Origin of the sequence: Mycobacterium sp. VKM Ac-1816D (assembly GCF_000416385.1) — a bacterium.
Classification (GTDB): Bacteria; Actinomycetota; Actinomycetes; order Mycobacteriales; family Mycobacteriaceae; genus Mycobacterium; species Mycobacterium neoaurum_A.
The window spans coordinates 95,466-118,511 of sequence record NZ_AOHQ01000133.1; the positions used below are offsets into that span (position 1 = coordinate 95,466).

23 protein-coding genes are annotated in these 23,046 nt (G+C 65.8%); 11 read left to right on the top strand and 12 right to left on the bottom strand.

What is annotated here, in order from left to right:
• Positions 1-5 precede the first annotated feature (5 nt).
• Positions 6-653 (bottom strand): TetR/AcrR family transcriptional regulator, encoded by a 648-nt coding sequence (locus G154_RS12950; RefSeq protein ID WP_023986208.1) that lies wholly within the window; start codon positions 651-653, stop codon positions 6-8.
• A gap of 130 nt (positions 654-783) precedes the next feature.
• Here G154_RS12950 and G154_RS12955 point away from each other — a divergent pair, with 130 nt between their 5' ends.
• Positions 784-1,782: a GNAT family N-acetyltransferase gene (locus tag G154_RS12955; protein ID WP_023986207.1), complete on the top strand. Its 999-nt coding sequence runs from the start codon at positions 784-786 to the stop codon at positions 1,780-1,782.
• The gene (locus G154_RS12960; RefSeq protein WP_019511944.1) at positions 1,782-2,624 is read left to right on the top strand and encodes a shikimate 5-dehydrogenase; all 843 of its coding nucleotides are present in this window, start codon (positions 1,782-1,784) and stop codon (positions 2,622-2,624) included. The genes G154_RS12955 and G154_RS12960 overlap by 1 nt, the downstream gene beginning before the upstream one ends.
• On the opposite strand, the gene G154_RS12965 is transcribed toward G154_RS12960, so the two are convergent.
• A complete protein-coding gene (locus G154_RS12965; protein ID WP_019511943.1) occupies positions 2,625-3,329 on the bottom strand; it encodes an LpqN/LpqT family lipoprotein in 705 nt (234 codons plus the stop codon).
• 120 nt (positions 3,330-3,449) lie between these two features.
• Between G154_RS12965 and G154_RS12970 the strand changes: the two genes are divergently transcribed.
• Positions 3,450-4,127 (top strand): DUF5642 family protein, encoded by a 678-nt coding sequence (locus G154_RS12970; protein WP_023986206.1) that lies wholly within the window; start codon positions 3,450-3,452, stop codon positions 4,125-4,127.
• A gap of 10 nt (positions 4,128-4,137) precedes the next feature.
• Positions 4,138-4,800 (top strand): DUF5642 family protein, encoded by a 663-nt coding sequence (locus G154_RS12975; RefSeq protein WP_031601669.1) that lies wholly within the window; start codon positions 4,138-4,140, stop codon positions 4,798-4,800.
• Here G154_RS12975 and G154_RS12980 read toward each other — a convergent pair.
• Together G154_RS12980 and soxR are read right to left on the bottom strand one after the other, a co-directional pair.
• Entirely contained in the window at positions 4,797-5,405 is a 609-nt protein-coding gene (locus G154_RS12980; protein WP_019511940.1) for an alpha-ketoglutarate-dependent dioxygenase AlkB, read from the bottom strand. The two genes, G154_RS12975 and G154_RS12980, sit on opposite strands and share 4 nt — an antisense overlap.
• Positions 5,406-5,435: 30 nt before the next feature.
• Positions 5,436-5,867: a redox-sensitive transcriptional activator SoxR gene (gene soxR, locus G154_RS12985; RefSeq protein ID WP_019511939.1), complete on the bottom strand. Its 432-nt coding sequence runs from the start codon at positions 5,865-5,867 to the stop codon at positions 5,436-5,438.
• Between the two features lie 43 nt (positions 5,868-5,910).
• On the opposite strand from soxR, the gene arcA reads away from it, so the two are divergent.
• Both arcA and G154_RS12995 read left to right on the top strand, forming a co-directional pair.
• Positions 5,911-7,110: an arginine deiminase gene (arcA, locus tag G154_RS12990; protein WP_023986204.1), complete on the top strand. Its 1,200-nt coding sequence runs from the start codon at positions 5,911-5,913 to the stop codon at positions 7,108-7,110.
• Between the two features lie 42 nt (positions 7,111-7,152).
• Complete coding sequence (locus tag G154_RS12995; RefSeq protein WP_023986203.1) at positions 7,153-8,454, top strand: deoxyribodipyrimidine photo-lyase; 1,302 nt, start codon at positions 7,153-7,155, stop codon at positions 8,452-8,454.
• A 109-nt stretch (positions 8,455-8,563) separates the two neighbouring features.
• On the opposite strand, the gene G154_RS13000 is transcribed toward G154_RS12995, so the two are convergent.
• Positions 8,564-9,616 carry a pentapeptide repeat-containing protein gene (locus tag G154_RS13000; RefSeq protein WP_019511936.1) on the bottom strand — a complete coding sequence of 351 codons (1,053 nt, stop codon included), beginning with the start codon at positions 9,614-9,616 and terminating at the stop codon, positions 8,564-8,566.
• Between the two features lie 1,227 nt (positions 9,617-10,843).
• Here G154_RS13000 and G154_RS13005 point away from each other — a divergent pair.
• Positions 10,844-11,083 carry a hypothetical protein gene (locus tag G154_RS13005; RefSeq protein WP_019511934.1) on the top strand — a complete coding sequence of 80 codons (240 nt, stop codon included), beginning with the start codon at positions 10,844-10,846 and terminating at the stop codon, positions 11,081-11,083.
• Here the strand turns inward: G154_RS13005 and G154_RS13010 are convergent.
• Positions 11,080-11,922: a hypothetical protein gene (locus G154_RS13010; RefSeq protein WP_036479677.1), complete on the bottom strand. Its 843-nt coding sequence runs from the start codon at positions 11,920-11,922 to the stop codon at positions 11,080-11,082. The two genes, G154_RS13005 and G154_RS13010, sit on opposite strands and share 4 nt — an antisense overlap.
• Before the next feature lie 241 nt (positions 11,923-12,163).
• Between G154_RS13010 and G154_RS26005 the strand changes: the two genes are divergently transcribed.
• Positions 12,164-13,066, top strand: coding sequence for a hypothetical protein (locus G154_RS26005; RefSeq protein ID WP_234713026.1), 903 nt, complete (start codon positions 12,164-12,166; stop codon positions 13,064-13,066).
• Positions 13,067-13,190: 124 nt separating this feature from the next.
• Here G154_RS26005 and G154_RS13015 read toward each other — a convergent pair whose 3' ends face one another.
• On the bottom strand, positions 13,191-14,729 hold the full coding sequence (locus G154_RS13015) for a dolichyl-phosphate-mannose--protein mannosyltransferase (protein WP_019511932.1): 1,539 nt from the start codon (positions 14,727-14,729) through the stop codon (positions 13,191-13,193).
• A 26-nt stretch (positions 14,730-14,755) separates the two neighbouring features.
• Between G154_RS13015 and rsmI the strand changes: the two genes are divergently transcribed.
• Both rsmI and G154_RS13025 read left to right on the top strand, forming a co-directional pair.
• Positions 14,756-15,628: a 16S rRNA (cytidine(1402)-2'-O)-methyltransferase gene (gene rsmI / locus G154_RS13020; RefSeq protein ID WP_023986202.1), complete on the top strand. Its 873-nt coding sequence runs from the start codon at positions 14,756-14,758 to the stop codon at positions 15,626-15,628.
• A 21-nt stretch (positions 15,629-15,649) separates the two neighbouring features.
• Positions 15,650-16,105 carry a hypothetical protein gene (locus G154_RS13025; protein ID WP_023986201.1) on the top strand — a complete coding sequence of 152 codons (456 nt, stop codon included), beginning with the start codon at positions 15,650-15,652 and terminating at the stop codon, positions 16,103-16,105.
• On the opposite strand, the gene G154_RS13030 is transcribed toward G154_RS13025, so the two are convergent.
• From G154_RS13030 to G154_RS13040, 3 genes are read right to left on the bottom strand one after another with little or no spacing between them, the layout of a single operon-like run.
• Positions 16,042-17,307 (bottom strand): aminodeoxychorismate synthase component I, encoded by a 1,266-nt coding sequence (locus G154_RS13030; RefSeq protein ID WP_019511929.1) that lies wholly within the window; start codon positions 17,305-17,307, stop codon positions 16,042-16,044. The two genes, G154_RS13025 and G154_RS13030, sit on opposite strands and share 64 nt — an antisense overlap.
• 19 nt (positions 17,308-17,326) lie before the next feature.
• The gene (locus tag G154_RS13035; protein ID WP_019511928.1) at positions 17,327-18,217 is read right to left on the bottom strand and encodes an RNA polymerase sigma-70 factor; all 891 of its coding nucleotides are present in this window, start codon (positions 18,215-18,217) and stop codon (positions 17,327-17,329) included.
• Positions 18,214-19,368, bottom strand: coding sequence for an NAD(P)/FAD-dependent oxidoreductase (locus tag G154_RS13040; protein WP_019511927.1), 1,155 nt, complete (start codon positions 19,366-19,368; stop codon positions 18,214-18,216). Before G154_RS13040 ends, G154_RS13035 begins: the two co-directional genes overlap by 4 nt.
• Positions 19,369-19,620: 252 nt before the next feature.
• On the opposite strand from G154_RS13040, the gene G154_RS13045 reads away from it, so the two are divergent.
• Positions 19,621-20,103, top strand: a complete 483-nt coding sequence (locus G154_RS13045; protein ID WP_019511926.1) for an Lrp/AsnC family transcriptional regulator — start codon at positions 19,621-19,623, stop codon at positions 20,101-20,103.
• Here G154_RS13045 and gdhA read toward each other — a convergent pair.
• The gene (gene gdhA / locus G154_RS13050; protein ID WP_019511925.1) at positions 20,100-21,449 is read right to left on the bottom strand and encodes an NADP-specific glutamate dehydrogenase; all 1,350 of its coding nucleotides are present in this window, start codon (positions 21,447-21,449) and stop codon (positions 20,100-20,102) included. The two genes, G154_RS13045 and gdhA, sit on opposite strands and share 4 nt — an antisense overlap.
• The gene (metG, locus tag G154_RS13055) at positions 21,449-23,035 is read right to left on the bottom strand and encodes a methionine--tRNA ligase (protein WP_019511924.1); all 1,587 of its coding nucleotides are present in this window, start codon (positions 23,033-23,035) and stop codon (positions 21,449-21,451) included. Before metG ends, gdhA begins: the two co-directional genes overlap by 1 nt.
• Between the last annotated feature and the right edge of the window lie 11 nt (positions 23,036-23,046).

The window sequence follows — 23,046 nt, forward strand, 5'->3', positions numbered from 1 at the left end:
CCGGCTCAGCTGGCGGCAGGCTCCCGCAGCGCCCACAGGTCGTTGGACAACAGCCGGCGCAATCTGTCGATGACGGCGGCGACCTCATCATCAGTGCCGACGAACCCGGCGTAGAAGCCCATGCCGAACATCAGCACCAGCAACATCTCGATGAGTGAATTGCCGTCGGTTTCATCGGTCAACTCACCGTTTGCGATCGCGTCGCTGACGGCATCGGCCAAAAAGGTGCGAATTCCGTCGCGGGGGGCGTATTCGTCGTTCTTCAGCTCGGGGTGGCGATGGGCCTCCAGCATCGAGGTGACAAGGAAAGCTGCGGCGGAGTCGGTCTCGCGGTGCGCGGCCAGCATGCCGCTCATCAACGCGGTCAGTTTGTCCAGCAGGGTGCTCTGGCCGGCCGCTGCGGCGATCCCGGCCTCGATAAGTCCGGTGTGGGTCGTGTCCAGCACGTTTTGGTACAGATCGCGCTTGTTGGAGAAGTAGTGATTGATTGCTGGGCGGGTCAGGTCGGCGCGCTCGGCAATCTCCTGGAAAGTCGACGCATCGTAGCCAAGCTCGCTGAAAACTTGACGAGCCGCGAAGATGATTCGCTCGCGGGTTTCCGCTCCGTTAGCTGCTCTTGGGCGCCCCCGAGTGCGGCGCAGCGCTTGTGTCATACGCGGAGTTTGCCACAAATTACTGACTGGTGCGTAGAAAACGTTTTCAAGCGGTATCTCCCCACGTTCATAGCAAACCTGATCTTGACCGTTGTTGCCGACCCCGATGACCGCGCCGTAGCCTCGTGAGGTGTCCGGAGTGACCGCTGACCGTGCCGACGAACTGGCTGCGCTTGAGTTCTTCGCCGGGTGCGCGGCCGACTCGCTGCGTCCCTTGGCGGCTCAGCTGCAGCCGCTGGTCGCCGACCCGGGACAGGTCCTCATGCGGCAGGGTGAGACGGCGCTGACCTTCCTGCTGATCGCCACCGGACAGGCCGAGGTGACCCATGTCGGTGACGGCGGTGAGACGGTCACCGTCACCATCGATCCCGGCGTCGTCATCGGTGAGATCGCCTTGCTGCGGCACACCCGGCGCAGCGCGACCGTGGTGGCCGCCACGTCGTTGACGGGATGGGTGGGTGGCCCCGAAGCCTTTGCCGCCCTTGTCGAACTGCCGGGCGTGATGCCCCGCTTGGTGCGCACCGCCCGCCAGCGGCTGGCGGCCTATCTGACGCCGATCGAGATCGCGTTGCGTGACCACCTCGTCCTGCATCTGCGTCCGGTGCTCCCCGGTGACAACGTGCGCACGATCGACGGACCCATCGAATTCTCCGCCGAGACGCTGTATCGGCGGTTCCAGAGCACCCGGGTACCGACGCCCTCGCTGATGGCCTATCTGTTCGAGGTCGACTACGTCGATCACTTCGTCTGGGTGATGACGGCGGGCCCGGACGGTCCGGTGGTCGCCGACGCCCGGTTCGTCCGCGAAGGCCACGGCGTGAGCACCGCCGAGGTGGCGTTCATCGTCGCCGACATCTACCAGGGCCACGGTATCGGCACATTCCTCATGGACGCGTTGGCCGTCGCCGCGCATGTCGGGGGCGTCACCCGCTTCTCGGCGCGGGTGCTGACCGACAACTACGCGATGCGCGCCATCCTGGATCGCGCCGGCGCCCACTGGGTGCGCGATGATCTGAACGTGGTGGTCACCGAGATCGACGTCCCGCCGGCCGAGGCGCTGTCGTTGCGTCCAGAAATCTACGATGAGATCGCCGGCCTGGCCCGGCGGGTGATGGGATCGGTGGGCTGATGTCGCACCCAGCGCGAAGTGCCGGCCGGCCGTCGCTGAACAAGGACACCACGCTGTGCATCTCGCTCGCCGCGCGGCCCAGCAACATCGGCACGCGGTTCCACAACTATCTGTACGAGGAACTGGGCCTGGATTTCCTCTACAAGGCATTCACCACCACCGATATCGCCGCCGCCATCGGCGGGGTGCGGGCGCTGGGCATCCGTGGCTGCTCGGTCTCGATGCCGTTCAAAACCGATGTGATGGCGCTGGTCGACGATATCGAGCCGTCGGCGCGGGTCATCGAGTCGGTCAACACCATCGTCAACGATGACGGTCACCTCACCGCATCCAACACCGATTACCTTGCGGTACAACAACTCATCGCCCAGCATCAGCTCAATCCCGACGACGCGGTGGTGCTGCGCGGCAGCGGTGGGATGGCCAACGCGGTGGCCGCCGCCTTCGTCGGAGCCGGGTTCACCCGCGGGGTGGTCGTCGCCAGGAACCCCGGCACCGGTCGCGCACTGGCCGACCGGATCGGTTGGGAGCACGCCACTTCCCCGGACGGTCTGCGGGCACCGATCCTGGTCAATGTCACCCCGATCGGGATGGCAGGCGGTCCCGAGGAGTCGGCCAGAGCATTCGACGAAGACGCGATCGGCGCCGCGACGACCGTGTTCGATGTCGTGGCGATGCCCTCGGAGACACCGTTGATCACCGCAGCCCGCGCCGCGGGCATCCCGGTGATCACCGGTGCAGAGGTCATCGCGTTGCAGGCGGCCGAACAGTTCGAGCGCTACACCGGGGTGCGGCCGAGCCCGGCGCAGATCGCGGCGGCCTCGGCGATGTCGCGGGCGTGATCAGCTGGGCGTGATGGTCGTCTGCTCGTCGATGGCGGCGGTGGCGTCCATCAGCGGGCCCATCTGCTCCTCGGTGCCCTCGGCGTTGATCTGCAGGACGAACAGCCCGTCGTCGGCCGGGATGACCGTCGTCTTCTGCGCGACCAGCAGGGTCTTGCCGTCCTTGACGTAGGTTCCGCCGACCTGCACGGCGTCGAAACCACCGAGCTTGCCGGGTTGCCCGTCATTGCCGCCGTTGTACTCGGGGAGATTCTTCAGCTCGTTGGGCGCGTATTCCAGGATCTTGGCGCCCTCGACATCACCGGTCAGCTTGGACAGGATCGCCGTGATCGTCGGCGGTGGCGGCGGCATGCTCGGATCGGTGTAGACGAGCTGTCCCCACGCCCATTCCGGGGTGGCCGGACCGGCGTCGACCCAGCCTTGCGGCGTCGGCAGGTTCACCGACGGCGACCCGGGGGTGCCGCGTTTGACCTGCGCTTCGGTGATGCCGTTCTGCTGGATGTACTGCGCGATGGTCAGATTCTCGCCGGCGTCGGCAGGCGCATCGCTGTCGTTCTCCGGCGCGGCGGCGGCCGAGGTGGACGTGGAGGTCTCCTCGGCGCTGGAGCTCGTATCGGTCTTGGTGTCGGATCCGCAGCCGGCCAGGGCGAGGCTGAGCACCGCAACCGCGACGGCCGCGCCCCGGGCTGTGGTCTGCTTGTTCATCGGTTCTCCTGTCCGTCGAATCTCGGATCGGACGTTACAGGGCGGGACGGAAACCGACGGCATGTCGGGAAACGCGTTTCGCGATCCACACCCGGGCGTCGGTGTGGTAACACAGGCGGTGTGCGTGGCTACGCGATGGGCCTTGGCGCGGTGCTGGTGATCAGCGCCTGCGCCGCCCCCGCGCCCGCCCCGCCGACCGAACAGGCAGACGGTTCGGGTGCGCCGACCGCCGAGGTGGTGAATCCCGCTGCGGTGCAGCGTGTTCAGGCCGATCTTCCACCGGGGTACGAGGTCACCCCGCTCGACGGCAATGCCGCGCCGGCCGGCTTCTGGGGCATCACGGCGGGTTGGGCCGCCGAACCCGAACGATGCGCGGTGTTGGCCGACCCGGGCGCGGGTGCGCCGATACACGGCTGGTCGGCCTCCGGGCCCGGGGGCATCATCCACGCCGTGGTGGCCGGCCCCGGACCCGTCGCCGCCATCCCGTCCGGCTGCGAGATCTGGACGTTGCGGGGCGGTCGCACCACCGCGACGGTCACCGCGATCGCCGCCCCGGACATCCCCGGCACACCCACCGCGGCCATGGCCACCGTGGCCACCACCGTGGTGGAGGGTGGCACCGAAACCCGTTCCCACGCCGATACCGCGATCGCCTACCCGAGTCCCGGCTACGTCGTCACCATCACCGTCGTCACCGATCCCGGCTCGGCGCTGCCGGAGCTCGGGCCGGACGTCGCGGGTCGGCTGTTGATCTCGGCGACCCACGAGATCACCGGGAGTGCGCAGGCGGCCGGGTAGATTGGCGGCGATGCTGACGTCACGGGCGCTGGCCCTGGTTACCTGTGCTGCCGCCTTGACGGCGTGCTCCTCCGCCGACTCGCCGAAAGCCGATATCGCCGGCGTCTTCGCCGTGAAATCGGTCTTCGACTCGGGCTTTCAGGTCACCACCACGGGCCCGACCGGTATCGACCCGAAGATGCTGGCACCGCAGAACGTGCCCGCCGGGGTCACGATCGAACCGGCGGCCTGCGCGAAATTCGCTTCGGGCCTGGCCATTCCCGAAGGCGCGCAGGGCAATATGGCCGCCACCACCGCAGAGGGCAAGGGCAACCGGTTCATCGCCATCGCGGTGCAGACCTCCGAGCCGGTGCCCCCCAACGACCCGGGCCCCGACTGCCAGAAGGTCGCGTTCGGCGGACCGGGGGTGCGCGGCCTGGTGGAGGTGGTGGAGTCCCCGCAGATCGAGGGTGCCCGCGTGCTCGGCACTCATCGCGTCGTGCAGACCACCGTCGACGGCAAGCCGCGCAGCGGCGAACTGTTCAATTACGTCGCGAACTTCGACAGCTTCATGGTCATCGTGACCGCCAATCCGCTGGTGGTGCCGAACACCCCGGTGGCCCCGGTGGACACCGAGAAGGCCCGCGAGATGCTCACCGCCGCGGTCGAGGACGTCCGGGCCGGGCGGACTTAGCGAACGTCGCGCACCCGGAACTGGATGCTGATCCGCGGCCCGGTCGGCCGGGCCGTCTTGGGCACCGCGTGCTCCCAGGTTCGCTGCGCCGAGCCGCCCATCACCAGCAGGTCGCCGTGGGCCTGGGGCAACCGCAGGCTCCGTCCGCCGCCGCGCGGGCGCATCGCGAACACCCGGCGCGCACCGAGGCTGACGATGGCCACCATGGTGTCCTCGGTGCTACTGCGTCCGACGGTGTCGCCGTGCCAGGCCACGCTGTCGGTGCCGTCGCGATACAGGCATAGGCCCGCGCTGGTGAACGGTTCGCCGAGTTCGCCCGCGTAGATGTCGTTGAGCCGGACCCGCAGCCGGGCGATGGCCGGATGTGGGGCGGGGGCGGCGGTCAGATCGTGAAAGCTGACCAGACGCGGCACGTCGAGCACCCGCTCGTACATCTGCCGACGCTCGGCACGCCACGGGATGGCGGTCAGCAGCTCGTCGAACAGCGTCTTGTCATCGTCCAACCAACCGTTGAGCCAGCCCGCACGCACGTCGATCCAGGCGCCCGCACCCAGGCTCCGACGCTCCGAATGGTCGAAGAGCGACCCCTGAACGGCCAGTGACACGAACCAAGGCTATCGCACAGACGTTCGATATCACAGGTTGGCCGCGCCGGGCCCCTGATCGGCCAGCACGTCGTCGGGGTTGGCCAGCCGGCACGCCTTCAGGCTCAGGCATCCGCACCCGATGCACCCGGCGAGATTGTCGCGCAAACGCTGCAGATGCAGGATCCGTGCGTCGATGTCCTCGCGCCACCCGGCCGACAACCGCGCCCAGTCCTTACTGGTGGGCACCCGGTCCTCGGGCAGGGTGGCCAGCGCGTCGCGGATGCGGGCCAGCGGAATGCCCAGACGCTGCGACATCCGGATGAAGGCCACCCGGCGCAGGGTCTCGCGCCGATAGCGGCGCTGATTGCCCGATGTGCGCCGCGACACGATGAGACCCTCGCGCTCGTAGAAGTGCAGCGCAGACACGGCCACCCCGCTGCGGCGGGCCATCTCACCGGGTGTGAGCTCAAGTGTCTCCATACACCTCAACCATAGTTGAGTTAACGTTCTGAACGTGGAAGCGATACCGCTGGGATCCAATTCGGAGGTCGGCAGGCTGCGGACGGTGATCCTGCACCGTCCCGGCGCGGAGTTGCAGCGGCTCACCCCGCGCAACAACGACACCCTGTTGTTCGACGGGCTGCCCTGGGTCGCCAAGGCCCAAGAGGAACACGACGCGTTCGCGGCGTTGCTGGCCTCGCGCGGGGTCGAGGTGCTGCTACTGGGTGATCTCCTGGCCCAGGCGCTGGCCTCCGGTGCCGCCCGGATGCACGGCATCTCCGCCGCCGTCGACCCCCGTCGACTGGGAATCCCATTGGCCCAAGAGCTTTCGGCGTACCTGCGAACGCTCGAACCGGACGCGTTGGCGCACGTGCTGATGGCAGGCATGACCTTCGACGAACTACCGTTCGCCTCCACCGAGTTCTCGCTGGTGCGCCGCATGCACCACGGTGGCGACTTCGTCATCGACCCGCTGCCCAACCTGCTGTTCACCCGCGACTCGTCGTTCTGGATCGGACCGCGGGTGGCCATCACCTCGCTGGCCCTGCCCGCGCGGGTCCGCGAGACCTCGCTGACCGACTTGATCTATGCCCACCATCCGCGGTTCCTCGGCGTGCGGCGGGCCTACGAATCGCGGTCGGCCCCGGTCGAGGGCGGTGACGTGCTGCTGCTGGCCCCCGGGGTGGTCGCCGTCGGCGTCGGGGAGCGCACCACCCCGGCCGGTGCCGAGGCCCTGGCCCGCAGCCTGTTCGACGATGATCTAGCGCATACGGTGCTGGCCGTGCCGATCGCGCAGGAACGGGCCCAGATGCATCTGGACACCGTCTGCACCATGGTCGACGCCGATGCCGTGGTCATGTACCCGAACATCGTGGACTCGTTGTCGGCGTTCACCATTCACAAGGTCGACGGTGGGGGAGTGAAGATCGACCGGGCGGCGCCGTTCGTCGAGGCCGCCGCCGACGCCATGGGCATCGGCAAGCTGCGCGTCATCGACACCGGGCTGGACCCGGTGACCGCCGAACGTGAGCAGTGGGACGACGGCAACAACACCCTGGCCGTGGCGCCCGGTGTCGTGGTCGCCTACGAACGCAACACCGAGACCAACACCCGGCTCGCCGACTCCGGTATCGAGGTGCTGCCGATCGCGGCATCGGAGCTGGGCACCGGTCGCGGCGGTCCGCGCTGCATGTCGTGCCCGGCGGCGCGTGACCCGCTGTAGGGCGAGGTTTGCCGGGCCAGCGCACGGGGCAGCATGAAGGGCATGCCTACGTTGCTGTGGTTCCGGCGCGACCTGCGGTTGCACGATCTGCCCGCCCTGCTGGACGCTGCCGACAAGGACGGCGAGGTGCTGGCCTGTTACGTGCTCGATCCGCGGCTGCACGCCAGTTCGGGCCCGCGACGGCTGCAGTACCTCTACGACGCGTTGCGCGATGTCCACGATCAGCTCGACGGCAGGCTGCTGGTCACCGAGGGCCGGGCCCAGGAGCGAATCCCCGCGCTGGCCAAGGCGATCGAGGCCTCGGCGGTGCACGTCTCCGGTGATTTCTCGCCGTACGGGAAGCGCCGCGATGCCGCGGTGCGCGAGGCCCTCGGCGATATCCCGCTGGAGGAGAGCGGCTCGCCGTATCTGGTCTCCCCGGGGCGGGTCACCAAGGATGACGGGACTCCCTACAAGGTCTTCACCCCGTACTTTCGGGCCTGGCGCGAGCATGGCTGGCGGGCACCGGCCAAGACCGGGCCCAAGAGTGCGACGTGGATCGACCCGAGCGACGTCGGCCGTGCCGCCAAGGCCGCCGATATCCCCGACGGGGTGGCGCAGCTGGATCTGCCGGCGGGGGAGACCGCCGCGCGCAAGGCGTGGAAATCGTTCGTCAAGAACAAGATTGCCGACTACGGCGATGACCGCAACCGCCCCGATATCGAGGGCATCAGCCGCATGTCGGCGCATCTGAAGTTCGGCGCCATCCATCCGCGCACCATGGCCGCCGACCTGACGTCGGGGGAGGGCCCGCAGGCCTATCTGCGGGAACTGGCGTTCCGCGACTTCTATGCCACGGTGCTGGATTCGTGGCCGCGTAGCGTCTGGTGGAACTGGAACAAGGCCTTCGACGCGATCGCGGTGGACGAGGACGCGGACGCCAAGCGGCGGTTCGAGACCTGGAAGGCCGGTAAGACCGGTTTCGGAATCGTCGATGCCGGGATGCGCCAGCTCGCCGAGAGTGGGTTCATGCACAACCGGGTCCGGATGATCACCGCGTCATTCCTGGTGAAGGATCTGCACCTGCCGTGGCAGTGGGGCGCGCGCTGGTTCCTGGAGCAGCTGGTCGACGGGGACATGGCCAGCAATCAGCACGGCTGGCAGTGGGCCGCCGGCTGCGGCACCGACGCCGCCCCGTACTTCCGGGTGTTCAACCCCGACACCCAGGGCAAGAAGTTCGACCCCGACGGGGCGTATGTGCGGCGCTGGGTGCCCGAGTACGGCAGCGCCGACTACCCCGAGCCGATGGTCGACCACAGCGCCGAGCGCAAGGAGGCGCTGCGCCGCTACGAAGCAATCCGCTAGCTCCCGTTTCCGGCGAACGTGCGTGTCTGCACCCCAACACGCCGGGTTCGCAGGAGAGAAGGCGCACGCTCGCGGGAATGTGGACGGTCGCGTGCTCGACTGTTTCCAATTAAACCTTGGTGGAAAGGACCGCAGTCTCAGGCGGTGAAAAGCCGTCCGGCCAGCTGGTTCCCTTGTTGTAGGTCACTTCCTCAAAGCTTGTTTCATCAAGCATCGAGAACCGAAAATCTGCGTCATGCAACTGGGCTCGATCGAAATGAGCGCTTCTCAGGGATGCCCCCCCAAAATCCGCGTGCCGAAGATTCACACTTGGCAACCATGCGTAGTCCAACTTCGCGTAGGAAAAATCCATTCGATCGGGCAGCGTTGCGCCGATGAAGTCGGCACCATTAAGTTTCGCGCCGCTAAGAGACATCACGTTATTAAATGTGATTCCCAAGAATTCAACCGCGCGGAGGTCTGCGTACTCGAGCAGGTTGCAGGAGTCGAACTCGCCAACGCACTCTGGCGCTCCATCCTCGCAGAAGACTGACACGATCAGAGCGCGAATCGGTCCATCCGAGCCGGCCTCGGGTCTGTGTACCCCCTGCTCCTCCGAGTAGGTAGGGTTCGGAGTTGCCACATAAGCCCCGAGCACGCCGAGGCACACTCTCGCTTCGGCCGCTTGTCCCAGATCGCGCCAATCCTGAACGAGCGCCATCATTGAGTAAACGCCGGAGCGTCGTACTGTCGGCCGATCGTCGGCTAGTTGTTGCGTGGCTTCCGCGAATCTCCGTCGTAGCTCCCTGATGTCGTCCCTACGCCTTTGGTCGAACCATCGATCCTGATCCTGGTCGCGCTGCTCCTCGTACCGCTTCTGGTCTCGATCCCGCTGTTCCTCATAGCGTGTTTGATCTTGTTTGCGTTGTTCGCGCAACTCCTCCAACTGCGTCCGGCTGTTGTGGAGGGCGATCGCTGCCGCCGAAATGGCGGCCAGCGCTGCCAAAGTCGTCGCGTAGGGTTGGCCTGCTCCGCGCCAGAACCCGTCCCACGGAATCGTGGAAGCCAACACTGCTAGGACCGCAAGCACTGTTACTCCGGCGCCAACTGACCACATCGCGGCCTTGAGGAGCGGGTCGAACCGCTCAGGTTTGTTCGTTTTTCCCGGCTCGATCTCGCCCATTCTGCAAATGTACTAACCCACTCCTAAACCATCGTCAGACGACGCGGAGACCGTGTCGATTACTGGACGTCGAGGAAAGAGGGACGAGTGTTTCGTGTTCACGATGCAATGGGCGAGCCGATCACGGCCACCTTCGATGTTGGGGTTGACGGCAGGAGCCTGTCACTTGTGATGCACAGTGCTGGGGGTGGCGCGAGCAGGCGGCTCAGACGAGCTCTGACGTGCCCGACGTTGCCCGGTCGCGTTGTCACGCGCGAACAATTGTTGGATTCGCAGGGGCGACTTCAGCGCGACGCCAAGGGCAAGAAAGTGCTCGGACAGGAAGTGCTCATCGTGGGTGACGATGGATCTTCCATCATTCGAGCCGAACCGGTTCTGTCCCGTGACATGTTCGATCGTGTCGGTGTGGAGCTATCGGGACGGAAAAATCGCAAGGAGCCGACCGCTCGCTCTTCTGGCCTGCTCCTTCGGATCCTGTATTGCGCGTGTGTGGCCGCTCAGTGTGTCGACTCAAGGGCAGGGCAGGGCAGGACGCAAGCCGCGATACCGTTGTGCATCTGCGCAATACAAGGAGCAGTGCTGACAAACGCACGATTTCGTTGTAGTTGGCCGACAAAGAACTCGAACGCAGGATTCTCCAGAACCTTGGTCCACTCGAACGCCGCCAAAGGGTGTGGTTCGCCGGTAATGACCACACCACAGAGTTGGGTGAGACTAACGAGCTACTTGCTGACCTCACCGACCAACTTGGAACAGGTGCCTTCAAACGCGGCACACCTTAGCGTGAAAGACTCGACAAGCGCATCGCCGCGTTGACGGAACGTCAACCCGAATTGAATTCTGTACCTGCGAAACCCGCGGGATGGCGATCCGAACCAACGGGCGAACTCTGCTCCGAGTGGTGGGACGAACAAGACACCGAGGCGCGTAACGTCTGGCTGCGCCCGATGGGCTTTCGCGTCGTATGGACATCGCACACTGAGGGGAGTCGCACGGTAGTTGACACGTTCGAGCTTGATGGCGAACTGACGATGGACCTCGACGCCGACCACCCGTTCGGGCCCATCGCCGACATTGTGGGGGCGCTGTCCGACCATGCCAGGAGGAAGAATTAGGAGCTTTTGCTCGTGATGAGGATTCGTAGCGAAAGTCTTACCGCCGGTATGGGTTAGGTTCGGGCGACGATTGTATTACGTTCGAAACATACTCGAACGAAAGGACCTGAACATGACCACACCCGCTCCCTCCACGCTCACGACCCGCGAGGTCGCTGAGACGGTCGGCACTGGCCCGAAGACGCTTAGCGTGTTCCTGCGTGCGTCCAAGGACTACGAGGTTGTCGGCTCAGGATCGCGCTACGCGTTCACCGCCAAGGACATCACCCCGATGAAGAAGCGGTTTGCCAAGTGGCTCGCTGAGCGCGAGGCCGCGAAGACGGCGACAGTGAGTGAGGCACAAATCGTCTAATGTGCTCCCAGCCAGCCCTCCGACCCGTCGTCGGTCGTGGGGCTTTCTGGATCATTAGCTATGCCGCCCGCCGTGAGCTCTTTCATGGCCGGGGGAGGCTCGAGCTGGTCCTGAGGCTTGAAAATTTCCACCACTGCGTGACGCATTTCGCTGACGCCTTCAATGACACCAACCACGTCGTCCACACCCGCGTGGAACAAAGCAATTGCAGCCAGAGCGGCTGCCGTCGCCTTGCCAATTCTCTTCGCGAAAGACGGCTTCGCCTGCATCGCGACGAGGCTTGTACCGGCCAGCTTCTTACTCGCCTCGACAACTGGGCTGGAACCAAGAAGATTAACGTTATCGAGCAGCCACTCGAGATGATCGACTTGCGCGTGTAGCTCCGCCTTCAGTTTCTCCTCGAAATCCGCTTGATCCAAAATGTCGCGCCATTCGGTGATTGATTCGTACAGCCGAGCAATTGAATCATCCGTTAGGGATGGCGCTGCCAAGGCACGGTACTTTATGGTTGAAGCGATACCGGTCAACTGATCCACGATCAGCCGAGTGGCCATCTTGTTTGAGGGGTTCGTCCAGGCGTCGGGGTACACGATCGCGGTGTAGTAGTGCGACATCAACCCTAGATACTGGCTGCGGTCGTCGTCGCCTTCAGGGAGCGCAAAGATCAGGTCGTATACCTGGCGCCATACTGCGATGATCTCGCAGTGGCGAAGCGAAAAGTCATCGGTTCCTACATCTGCACCGAGAACGTGCACCCAGGACGCGTGGACATCGGACCCTGTGCCCATGACCTTTCGCAGGATGTCCCGCAGAACAATGGCCGGATTGTCTGACGGCACTTTCACCCCCTGTGTCCAATTTCGTAGCGTACCGAACCGCTCCGACGCAGCTCTACAGCATGCAACGTAGAGCGGAGCGCTAGTGCGAATATGTGCAGCATGGAACGAATGGCCCTTGGGTCTGCTGCACAATCAGGTGACAGTTTCACCTACTCGTGCAGCGGCCCTTACCGACAACCCCGATGAGTGGTCCGACGATGTCCACGCCTGAACCTTACGGTGAAAAGATAGTGTCCACCGCATGAAAGACGAAGCGAACGCCACGGTCGCAGAATGGGTCGAACCAGTTAAGTTTGTATCAGGCTTGGCCGCTCAATATGCGCTCGCCACTGCTACCTGGACGCCACAGTACCGTGAGCCCGGCCAATCGATCTCGGACGTTGATGAGCAATTTGGATCGACGTCAGACGTGGAGGACCCGTTACTGACGGCACACCGATTTGCCAAGTTCTATCTCATTTCCGCCGGCGACTGTCTTAACTCGCTGTCGAAGTTGTTGGACGGGGGTTACCCGAGCTTGGTGGGCTCATCTGCGATAGCACGAGCCGCCGCAGAACATGCTTCCCGCTCTATTTATATGTCTGACGCAAATGTCGATCACTCCGTCAGGATGCTCCGAGTTGCCGCTCTGGTTGCGGCGTCACTTCGTGAATACAAGTCATCCAACGACGCTGGTGCGACTATTTTAATTAAGAGATGGGAAAGCTGGAAGGCGCGGACCTCGAAGGAGTTCAAGAATGTGCCGAAACAAACGCTTGGAACTGCAACGCGCCTCCTCGAACGATATTTCAGTGACGGCGCTATTGGCTACGAAGAACTGAGTAGGCCGACCCACGGCAACGCAACCTGGTTGGCAATTACAGTGGTCTCTGAGCAGAAGGGAACTGCAGGCGCCCGGATATTCTTAATGAGAAACGCAATGTTCTCGACCCGTTGCGTTGTATCCGCAATAAATAGCCTTGCCAATCTTTGGGGGCTGGATTTGGATTCGGTCGCACAGGCTGCCGGCGGCGACCTAGTTGTTGATCCACCACTTACTTGGAGCAGGGTAGAAGGTGCCGTTCGCGAACTGACCGAGGTTGTGGCGTCCTTAGATGAGCGACACTTTGTCGATTCAACACCGGTGCCGCAACCGAGGCGATAGTCCTAGCTTGAGACGGACCGAAGGGGCGTAAAGCGCCGTATTCGCGTATGCAATCGGCACCATCGCTGGGGCGGTCCCGTCGAGGCTGACGCAATCCTTCAGACCACCTTGCGACGCGAGCCGCTCACCGCCAGCTGGGCAACCAGATCTGCATATGCCAGGTCGTCTGCGAAATCGGCAGCCCGGTCAGGATCGGGTACAGCCAGGCGAAGTTCGTGATCACCAGCGCCACGTAGAAACTCACCGCGATCACGCCCAGCGTTCGTCGTTCGGGGTTCTGCCGCGGCTGATACAAGATGTCGCCCAGGATCAGCGCTATCAGCATCACGAAGAACGGCGCCATCGCGGTGGCGTAGAAGAAGTACATCTGCCGGTCGATGGCCAGGAACCACGGCAGGAATCCCGCGCAGTAGCCGACCAGCACCGCCGCGTACCGCCAGTCCATCCGCACGAACGTCCGCCAACAGGCCCACAGCAGCACCGGCACCGCGATGAACCACATCGTCGGGGTGCCGACCAGCATCACGGCCTTCACACAGGACTCGGCGCCACAGCCGGGCACGTTCTGCTGATCGATGGCGTAGAGCACCGGGCGCAGCGACATCGGCCACGTCCACGGCTTGGACTCCCACGGGTGGTGATTACCCGCGGCGTTGGTCAGCCCGGAATGGAAGCGGTACACCGAGGCCGTGTAGTACCAGAGCGAGCGAATGGCATCGGGCAGGAAGCCGCCCTCGCCGATGGTGCGGCCCACCTCGTGGCGGTACACCCCGGTCTCCGAGGCGAACCAGCGCGCGTACGAGGCCAGATACACCGCGAACGGGATGAGCACCAACGCGTACAACGACGGCCCGACGTCGCGGCGCACCGCACCGAGCCACGGCCGCTGCACCCGGTAGGCCCGGCGCGCGGCGATGTCGAAGGCCAGCGTCAGCACCCCGAAGAAGGCGACGAAATACAGGCCCGACCATTTCGTCGCGCATGCCAGACCCAGCAGCACACCGGCGCCGAACCGCCACCACCGCACGCCCAGGCGCGGCCCCCACGGGGTGTCGGTGATGCGACCCTCCAACAGGGCGATGTGCATCCGCTCCCGGACCTGGTCCCGGTCGACGATCACCGCCCCGAACGCCGCGACCACGAACACCACCAGATACACGTCCAGCAGCGCGGTGCGGGAGGAGACGAAGCTGACCCCGTCGGCGATGATCAGCAGCCCGGCGATCCCGCCGACCAGCGTGGACCGGCTGATCCGTCGGACGATCCGAGCGACCAGGATGACGATGATGACGCCGCACACCGCGCCGCTGAACCGCCAGCCCAGCCCGGTGTAACCGAAAAGCCACTCACCGATGCCCATCAGCATCTTCGACATCGGCGGGTGGACCACCAGGCCGTAACCGGGATTGTCCTCGATGCCGTTGTTGTGCAGCATCTGCCAGGCCTGCGGCGCGTAATGCTTCTCGTCGAAGATCGGGGTGCCGGCGTCGGTCGGCGAGCCCAGGTTCAGGAAGCGGGTCAGCGCGGCCAGCGCCCCGATGATCGCGGTCATCACCCAGCCCTGCAGCCGGTCGACGGGCCCGAAGTCGGGAACCGGGACGAGTGGTCCCGGACTGATCATGGGTGCGGCGCGCTCCGGTTGCACGGTGTCAGGAGCGGTCATCACCGACGATCGTAGGCTTTGCAGTTGTGGAACCCCCGCTCGCTACGCCCCCACCCGCCGAAAAGTCCGAAGGCCGATTGCTGCTGGGTGCCACTCCGCTGGGTCAGCCCGGCGATGCGTCGGCGCGGTTGGTCCGCGCCATGGCCACCGCGGATGTCATCGCCGCCGAGGACACCCGCCGGGCGCGCACGCTGGCGTCGGCGCTGGAGGTGACACCGGCCGGACGGCTGCTCAGTCTGTTCGACCAGAACGAGGCGTCGCGGGTGCCGATGCTGGTCGACGAGATCGCCGCCGGGGCCACCGTGCTGTTGATCAGCGATGCGGGGATGCCGCTGATCAACGATCCCGGCTACCGGCTGGTGACCGCGTGCGTGCAGGCCGGGCTGACGGTGAGCTGTCTGCCGGGTCCCTCGGCGGTGACGACGGCGCTGGCGGTGTCCGGGCTGCCCGCCGACCGGTTCTGTTTCGAGGGGTTCTCGCCACGCAAGCAGGTCGCCCGGCGTAACTGGCTGACCGGTCTGGCCGCCGAGGCGCGCACCTGTGTCTTCTTCGAGTCGCCGCGACGGCTGGCCGACACGTTGACCGACGCCGTCGACACCCTGGGCGGTGACCGGCGCGCCGTGGTGTGCCGGGAGTTGACCAAGACCCATGAGGAGATCCGGCGCGGAACGCTGGCCGAGTTGGCCGACTGGGCCGCCGACGGGGTGCTCGGCGAGATCACGGTGGTGCTGGCCGGGGCGACACCGACGGCCGATCTGGACACCCTGGTGGCCCAGGTGGCCGAACTGGTCGACGACGGTATGCGCGTCAAGGACGCATGTGCGCAGGTCATTGCCGCCAATCCGGGCGCACCGTCCAAGCGTGAGCTCTACGATGCGGTGTTGAAGTCGCGCGACTGAGCCTGCGGGGGTGTGTTCGGTATGAGTACGACGATGTTCGTGGTGTTGCTTGTCCTCGGGATCCTGGTCGCGGTGGGCGCGCTGATCGCCATCCCGCTGCTGTGGTGGCTACCGCGGCGCAGCGAGGCCGCCGCCGCGCAGTTCGGCGCCGAACTGGCCGGCGAGACCATGGTCCGCGGACCGGAGAAGGGGTCCTACCGCGGGGCCACCGCGCCGGGTTATCCGACCGTGAAGAACGCCGGGTTCGTCGCGCTGACGGCGCGCCGGTTGGTGTTTCGCACGCTGACTCAGAAGACCATCGAGGTCCCGGTCGCCGAGATCACCGGAGTCCGGGAGGCGACGGCGTTCAAGGGTTCGGTGGCGGGCGGGCAGACGCATTTGATCGTCGACACCGCCGCCGGGGAGATCGCGTTCTACGTCTTCTCCGGCAACGCGGCCTGGGTGACGGCGCTGACCGGGCTGCGGGCGTCGTCGTGAACTTCGCGATCTTGACCCAGCGCGATGATGGAGGCCGCTTTGTGCAGACACTCCTGCCATTCGGCGGCCGGGTCTGAATCGGCGGTGATACCGCCGCCGACGCCGAGTACCGCGTTGCCCACGGCGTCGAATTCGACGGTGCGGATGGCCACGTTCAGCTCGGTGCCCGCCGACGGTGAGGCAAGACCGACTGTGCCGCAATAGATTCCGCGGCGATGCTGTTCCCAGCCGCCGAGAAGCTCGCGGGCCCGGCCCTTCGGTGTGCCGGTCACCGACGCGGGCGGGAACGTCGCGTCCAGCACCATCGACATCGGCGTCGCAACCGGGATGCGCGCGGCGACGGTCGACACCAGGTGCCATACCCCGGGTGCGGGCCGGATCCGCAGCAGCTCCGGCACGGACACCGACCCGGTGACGGCGAGCCTGCCGAGGTCGTTGCGCACCAGGTCGACGATCATGATGTTCTCGGCGACGTCCTTGGCCGAGGCGCGCAGCAGCGCCGGCGACTCATGCAGCGGCAGTGTGCCTTTGATGGGGCTCGACGAGGTCGCCTCGCCGCTGCGGCGCAGGAACAGCTCCGGTGACAACGAGGCCACCGCACCCCAGCTGCCCGCGATATAGGCGGCGCGCGCCGGTGCGGTGCGCGTGACGGCGTCGACGAAGAAGTCCAGTGGATCCCCGGTGAGCTTGCCGCGGAACTGGGTGCACACGCAGGCCTGGTAGACCTCGCCGGCACCGATCGCGTCCAGGCAGGCGGTCACACCGGCGAGGTGCCGGTCACGGTCGGGTGCGGTCCAGGTCAGCCGGTACGGTCGGGCAGGCACGCTCGATATCCCGGACAGCCAATCGGGAAGTGCTGTGTCGGTGAGGCTCTCATGCCACCATTGCCCGTCCGCGTCCTGCCGCAACACCGAGTCCGACCAGCCGCCCGCGGCCTGCGGGATGCGCGGTTGCCCCGGTCCGTCCGGGTAGGACAGGTAACCGAACCAGCCGCCGCCGACCGACGTCGAAGTGCCCGGGTAGGCCTCGAACAACTCCGGGAGCGGTTCGGCCGCCAGCGAGGGGGCGATCACCGCACGGGAGCCGAACCAGTCACCGATCAGCGCGGCCGGCGCCGCCTTTCCGTGGCGCGCCGCCGCATCGGCGATCCACCGCAACACCTCGGGGGCGTTGCCGAGGTCGCCGAGCCGGTCGATGCGCACCGGTTCAGCTTTCCAGAAGCTAGCGGCCGATGGCTCTCGGGATGGCCGCGGTGGTGAGCTTCTCCGGGTTGCGCATGGCGTAGAAGTGCGAGATCTTGCCCGCGGTGAACTCCACGGTGATGACGCCCTCGAAACTCTCACCCAGGTAGAGGTTGAGTGCGGGAGCATTGTTGTACGTGGTGTATTCGACCCGGCCCTGCTCGCCGGACATCCGGAACAGGCCGATGATCAGCCGCGCCACCCTGTCCGCACCGTGCACCGGGCGGCGGGCCGCGCTGACCTTGCCCGCACTGTCGGCGGTCCACACCACATCGGGGGCCAGCATCTCGACCAACCCGGCGATATCGCCGGTGGCCGCGGTGAGCAGGAACTGAGCGGTCAGCGCCTCGCTGACCGAACTGTCGACCGGCTCGTAGCGTTTGCGCCGGGCGTGCACGTGTTCCCGGGCCCGGTGTGCCAACTGGCGGACCGCGGCCGTGGATTTGCCGACCGCAGCGGCGATCTCGTCGTGGCCGAATCCGAACACCTCACGCAGCACGAACACGGCACGCTCGTCCGGTGACAGCGTCTCCAGGACCACCATCATCGCCATCGACACCGATTCGGCCAGCACGACATCCGCGCTGGCATCGGTGTCCTGCACCCGCAGGGGCTCGGGCAGCCACGGTCCCACGTACTCCTCGCGCCTGCGGGCCTGCGCACGCAGCGCGTTGAGTGACTGCCGGGTCACCAGCTGGGCGAGATAGGACTTGGTGTCGCGGACGGTGTCCAGCTCCACCTCGGCCCAGCGCAGATAACTCTCCTGCAGGACATCATCGGATTCGGTTGCCGATCCCAGTATTTCGTAGGCAATGGTGAACAGCAGCGGACGTAGCGCTGTGAAGCGCTCGGCGTGCTCACCGGTGCTCACGCCGGTGCCGATTCCGGTGCGAGCGCCTTGGCGCGCTTGCTGCTCTTGAGCCAGAAGTAGGCACCGGGCTTGCGGGCCTCCTTGCGCAGGAACGCCAGCGTGCCCTTGCACACCTGTTCCTTGACCAACGCCGCGGCTCGGCCACCGAGGTACAGCCGGATCGGGGTGTCGTCGGTACGCGCCAACTGGATGGTGCCCCCGGTGCGACCCAGGCTGATGCACTGGCCGGTGAAGGCCTGACTGATCGGGGCGGGATCGGTTCCGGCGATCCGGGCCAACACGGTGTTGGCGGCCTGGGCGCCCAACGGCAGTGCTGCCTGGCAGCTCATCCGCAGCGGCACACCGGACGGGGCGGCCGCATCCCCGGCCGCGACGATGCGGTCATCGTCGATGCTGGTCAGCGTCTCGTCGGTGAGCAACCTGCCCAACGCATCGGTGCGCAGTCCACTCGCGGCGGCCAGTGCGGGCACCCCGAATCCGGCGGTCCACACGGTGGCGGCAGCGGGCAGTGTGCGTCCGTCGGACAGCATCACGTCCGCTGCGCCGACGGCATCGACGGTCGCCCCTTCGATGACCGTCACACCGAGCTTGTGCAGTTGTCTGGCCACCGACCGGCGACCCGGATGGCTCAGTGAGGGCCCGAGGACCGCCCCGGCGACCAGTGTGACGGCGCGGCGGGCTTCGGCGAACTCCGCCGCGGCCTCGATACCGGTCAACCCGCCGCCGACGACGACGATCGGGGCGTCGGCCGGCAGATCCCGCAGGCGCACCGCCAGGCGTTGCGCATCCTCCAAATCGCCGAGCCGGTAGGCGAATTCGGGTGCGGCGCCCCCGTTGCTTCCCACGGCATAGATCAGCTGGTCATAGTCCAGCGTGGCACCGGAGGCGAGCTGGACGCGGCGGGCCGCGGTGTCGATCCGGTGGGCCGTGTCGACCACCAGTCGCACCCGTGCCCCGAGCAGTTCGGCGTAATCGGCGACGGCGTCGTCATTGCCGATGGCAAGCTGGTGCAGCCGGATCCGCTCCACGAACTGCGGGTGAGAGTTGACCAGAGTGATGTCCACGTCATCGCGCTGGAGCAGATGGTTGGCGGCCAGTGCGCCGGCGTAACCGCCGCCGATGATGACGATGCGAGCCACGGTCTCGGTCATGATGTCTCCTTGTGTGGGCCAGTGATGCCCTCAAGACACCGGTGCGCCCGGCAATGTGACATTACGTGACGTAGGTCATGCTCTCGGCGTTCGCCGGATCGGCTGCGGGGAAGGCGCTCGCATGACCCACCCTCGATCTGGTTGGGCAGATAGTTCATACACTGCACAATTTTGCGATCTTTTCGTGCAATACGATGACGTCGAATTGACCATAGTGCTTCTATGGGACCGACTTCGACGAGTGGAGCGCGCATGACAACGAATCCCGACCGGGTCGTCGACGATGTCGATATGCGGATTCTGCGGGCACTGGTCCACGAACCGCGGGCCACCACGGTCGCCTTGGCGGAGGCCACCGGACTGGCCAGGAACACTGTGCACTCGCGGCTGGCGAGACTCGATACCGACGGTGTGCTGCAATCGTTCGAGCGGCGGATCGATCCGGCGGCACTGGGCTACCCGTTGACGGCCTTCATCATGGTCACGGTCACCCAGCGCCGGCTGCGCGCCATCGGCGACGCATTGGCCGGCATCCCCGAAGTGCTTGAGGTGCATGGCCTCAGTGGCGTCACCGACCTGCTGGTGCAGATCGTCGCGCGCGACGCCGACGACCTGTATCGGCTGGCCGGGCAGATCCTCGACATCGACGGCGTCGAGAAGACCACCACCGGGTTGGTCATGCGGCGGCTGGTGGATTATCGGATCGGCCCACTACTCGACCGGCCGCGCGGCTAGACCAGGCCCAGCGCCAGCATCGCGTCGGCCACCCTGATGAAACCGGCGATATTGGCGCCGGCCGCGTAATTGCCGGGCTGACCGTACTCGTCGGCAGTGCTGAGGCAGGTGTGGTGAATGCGGCCCATGATCTCGGCCAATCGCGCCTCGGTCTCCTCGAACGTCCAGGAATCCCGGGAGGCGTTCTGCTGCATCTCCAGCGCGCTGGTCGCCACCCCGCCGGCGTTGGCGGCCTTACCCGGCGCGAACGTCACACCCGCCTCGCTGAAGTACTTGACGGCGTCGGGCGTGCACGGCATGTTGGCGCCCTCGGCGACGATGCGGCACCCCGATTCGATGAGCGCGCCGGCGTCGGAGCCGGTCAACTCGTTCTGGGTGGCGCACGGCAGGGCGATATCGCAGGGCACCTCCCACACACTCTGCTTCGCGACGAAGCGCGCGCCGTTGCCGCGGGCATCGGCGTACTCGTCGATCCTGCCGCGGCGCACCTCTTTGATCTCCTTGACCAGATCGAGGTCGATGCCCTTGTCGTCGACGATGTAGCCGCCGGAGTCCGAACAGGCCACCACGATTCCGCCGAGGGCCTGCACCTTCTCGATGGCGTAGACGGCCACATTGCCCGACCCCGACACCACGACCCGCTTGCCGTCGAACGAGTCGCCGGCGGCCCGCAGGATCTCGTCGACGAAGAACACCGTCCCGTATCCGGTGGCCTCGGTGCGGACCTGGGAGCCGCCCCACGTCAGACCCTTGCCGGTGAACACGCCGGCCTCCCACCGGTTGGTGATCCGCTTGTATTGGCCGAACAGATAACCGATCTCGCGGGTGCCGACGCCGATATCTCCGGCGGGCACATCGGTGTATTCACCGATATGGCGGTAGAGCTCGGTCATGAACGATTGGCAGAACCGCATGACCTCCTGGGGTGAGCGACCCTTCGGGTCGAAATCGGATCCACCCTTGCCGCCGCCGATCGGCAGACCGGTCAACGAGTTCTTGAAGATCTGTTCGAAGCCGAGGAATTTCACGATGCCCAGGTACACCGACGGGTGGAAGCGCAATCCACCCTTGTAGGGACCGAGGGCGGAGTTGAACTCGACCCGGAACCCCCGATTGATCTGCACGGCACCGGAATCGTCGACCCAGGGCACCCGGAAGATGATCTGGCGCTCCGGTTCGCAGAGCCGATGGATCACCGCGTTGTCGGCGTACTCCGGATGCTTGGCGACCACCGGTCCGAGGCTGGTGAGCACCTCGTAGACGGCCTGATGGAATTCGGTCTCGCCCGGATTGCGCTGGGCCACTTCGTCGTAGATGTCATGGAGCTTCTCGTGCAGGCTGGTCATCACACATCCGTCTGATAGCGGGGGAACACGCCTTCGGGTTTGGGCAATGTGACACCCGGCGTGAGCCGGGTGCCGATCGCACCGAAATCGCGTGCCTCGGCCGGCTGGCCGAGCAGGTCGAGCAGTTTGGCGGTCGCGGTCGGCATCACCGGCTGGGTCAGCAGGGTGGCGATGCGCACGGTCTCCAGCGTCGTATAGAGCACCGTGCCGAAACGCTGTTGTGCCTCCGGTGTTTCGGTTTTGCGCAGCACCCACGGTTCCTGTGCCGAGAAGTAGCGATTGGCCGCGCCCAGGACCGACCAGACGGCGTCGAGCGCAAGATGCATGGCCTGCTGGTCGTAGCACTCGCGCACCCGATCCAGCAGGGCATCCGCGGCGGCCAGCAGCTCGTTGTCCTCGGGCGTGAAAGCACCCGGTACGGGGACCACCCCGTCGAGGTTCTTGTTCACCATCGACAACGATCGCTGCGCCAGGTTGCCCAATTCGTTGGCCAGATCGGCGTTGATCCGCCCGATGATTGCCTCTTCGCTATAGCTGCCGTCCTGTCCGAAGGGCACCTCGCGCAGGAAGAAGTAGCGCACCGCGTCCACCCCGAACTCGTCGACGAGCACCAGAGGATCGACCACATTGCCCAGCGACTTGCTCATCTTCTCGCCCTTGACGTTGATGAACCCGTGGGCGAATATCCGCTTCGGCAGCGCCAGTCCGGCCGACATCAGGAAAGCGGGCCAGTAGACGGTGTGGAACCGGATGATGTCCTTGCCGATCATGTGCAGATCGGCGGGCCAATACTTCTCGAACGCCTCGGACGTGGTGTCCGGGAAGCCGACACCGGTGAGGTAGTTGGTCAGCGCGTCCACCCAGACGTACATGACGTGATCGGGGTGATCGGGCACCGGGACGCCCCAGTCGAAGGTGGTGCGCGAGATCGACAGGTCGCGCAGTCCGCCGGAAACGAAGCTGACGATCTCGTTGCGGCGCACGTCGGGCCCGATGAACTCGGGGTGTTCGGCGTAGAGCGCCAGCAGTCGGTCGGTGTAGGCGGACAGCCGGAAAAAGTAGGTTTGCTCCTCGGTCCAGGTGACCTCGGTGCCGGTCTCGATGGCCGTGCGCGTCCCGTTCTCGCCCACCTGGGTCTCGTCCTCGGCGAAGAAGCGTTCGTCGCGCACCGAGTACCAGCCCTGGTAACTGCCGAGGTAGATATCGCCTGCCTCATTCATCCGGCGCCAGATCTCCCGGGAGGCCTCGTAATGATCGGCGTCGGAGGTCCGGATGAACCGGTCGTAGGAGGCGCCGAGGCGTTCCTGCATGCGCTCGAAGACATCGGAGTTGCGCGTGGCCAGCTCGGCGGCGGTGATGCCGAGCTTGGCCGCCGTCTCGGCCATCTTCAGGCCGTGCACATCGGTGCCGGTGAGGTAGCGCACGTCATACCCGTCGAGACGCTTGAACCGGGCGATGGCGTCGGTGGCGATGTACTCGTAGGCGTGCCCGATGTGCGGGTCGCCGTTGGGGTAGGCGATGGCAGTGGTGATGTAGAAAGGGGCGCCTGGGGTGCGCGTCCCCGCGCCGGGGAGAGACGTAGTCATTTGGCTCTCAC

Excerpts from the sequence above, each read along its gene's own strand:
- G154_RS12950 (WP_023986208.1), bottom strand. The coding sequence starts at position 653 with ATGACACAAGCGCTGCGCCGCACTCGGGGGCGCCCAAGAGCAGCTAAC.
- G154_RS12960 (WP_019511944.1), top strand. The coding sequence starts at position 1,782 with ATGTCGCACCCAGCGCGAAGTGCCGGCCGGCCGTCGCTGAACAAGGAC.
- G154_RS12965 (WP_019511943.1), bottom strand. The coding sequence starts at position 3,329 with ATGAACAAGCAGACCACAGCCCGGGGCGCGGCCGTCGCGGTTGCGGTG.
- G154_RS12975 (WP_031601669.1), top strand. The coding sequence starts at position 4,138 with ATGCTGACGTCACGGGCGCTGGCCCTGGTTACCTGTGCTGCCGCCTTG.
- soxR (WP_019511939.1), bottom strand. The coding sequence starts at position 5,867 with ATGGAGACACTTGAGCTCACACCCGGTGAGATGGCCCGCCGCAGCGGG.
- G154_RS12995 (WP_023986203.1), top strand. The coding sequence starts at position 7,153 with ATGCCTACGTTGCTGTGGTTCCGGCGCGACCTGCGGTTGCACGATCTG.
- G154_RS13000 (WP_019511936.1), bottom strand. The coding sequence starts at position 9,616 with ATGGGCGAGATCGAGCCGGGAAAAACGAACAAACCTGAGCGGTTCGAC.
- G154_RS13005 (WP_019511934.1), top strand. The coding sequence starts at position 10,844 with ATGACCACACCCGCTCCCTCCACGCTCACGACCCGCGAGGTCGCTGAG.
- G154_RS26005 (WP_234713026.1), top strand. The coding sequence starts at position 12,164 with ATGAAAGACGAAGCGAACGCCACGGTCGCAGAATGGGTCGAACCAGTT.
- G154_RS13015 (WP_019511932.1), bottom strand. The coding sequence starts at position 14,729 with ATGACCGCTCCTGACACCGTGCAACCGGAGCGCGCCGCACCCATGATC.
- G154_RS13025 (WP_023986201.1), top strand. The coding sequence starts at position 15,650 with ATGAGTACGACGATGTTCGTGGTGTTGCTTGTCCTCGGGATCCTGGTC.
- G154_RS13040 (WP_019511927.1), bottom strand. The coding sequence starts at position 19,368 with ATGACCGAGACCGTGGCTCGCATCGTCATCATCGGCGGCGGTTACGCC.
- G154_RS13045 (WP_019511926.1), top strand. The coding sequence starts at position 19,621 with ATGACAACGAATCCCGACCGGGTCGTCGACGATGTCGATATGCGGATT.
- gdhA (WP_019511925.1), bottom strand. The coding sequence starts at position 21,449 with ATGACCAGCCTGCACGAGAAGCTCCATGACATCTACGACGAAGTGGCC.
- metG (WP_019511924.1), bottom strand. The coding sequence starts at position 23,035 with ATGACTACGTCTCTCCCCGGCGCGGGGACGCGCACCCCAGGCGCCCCT.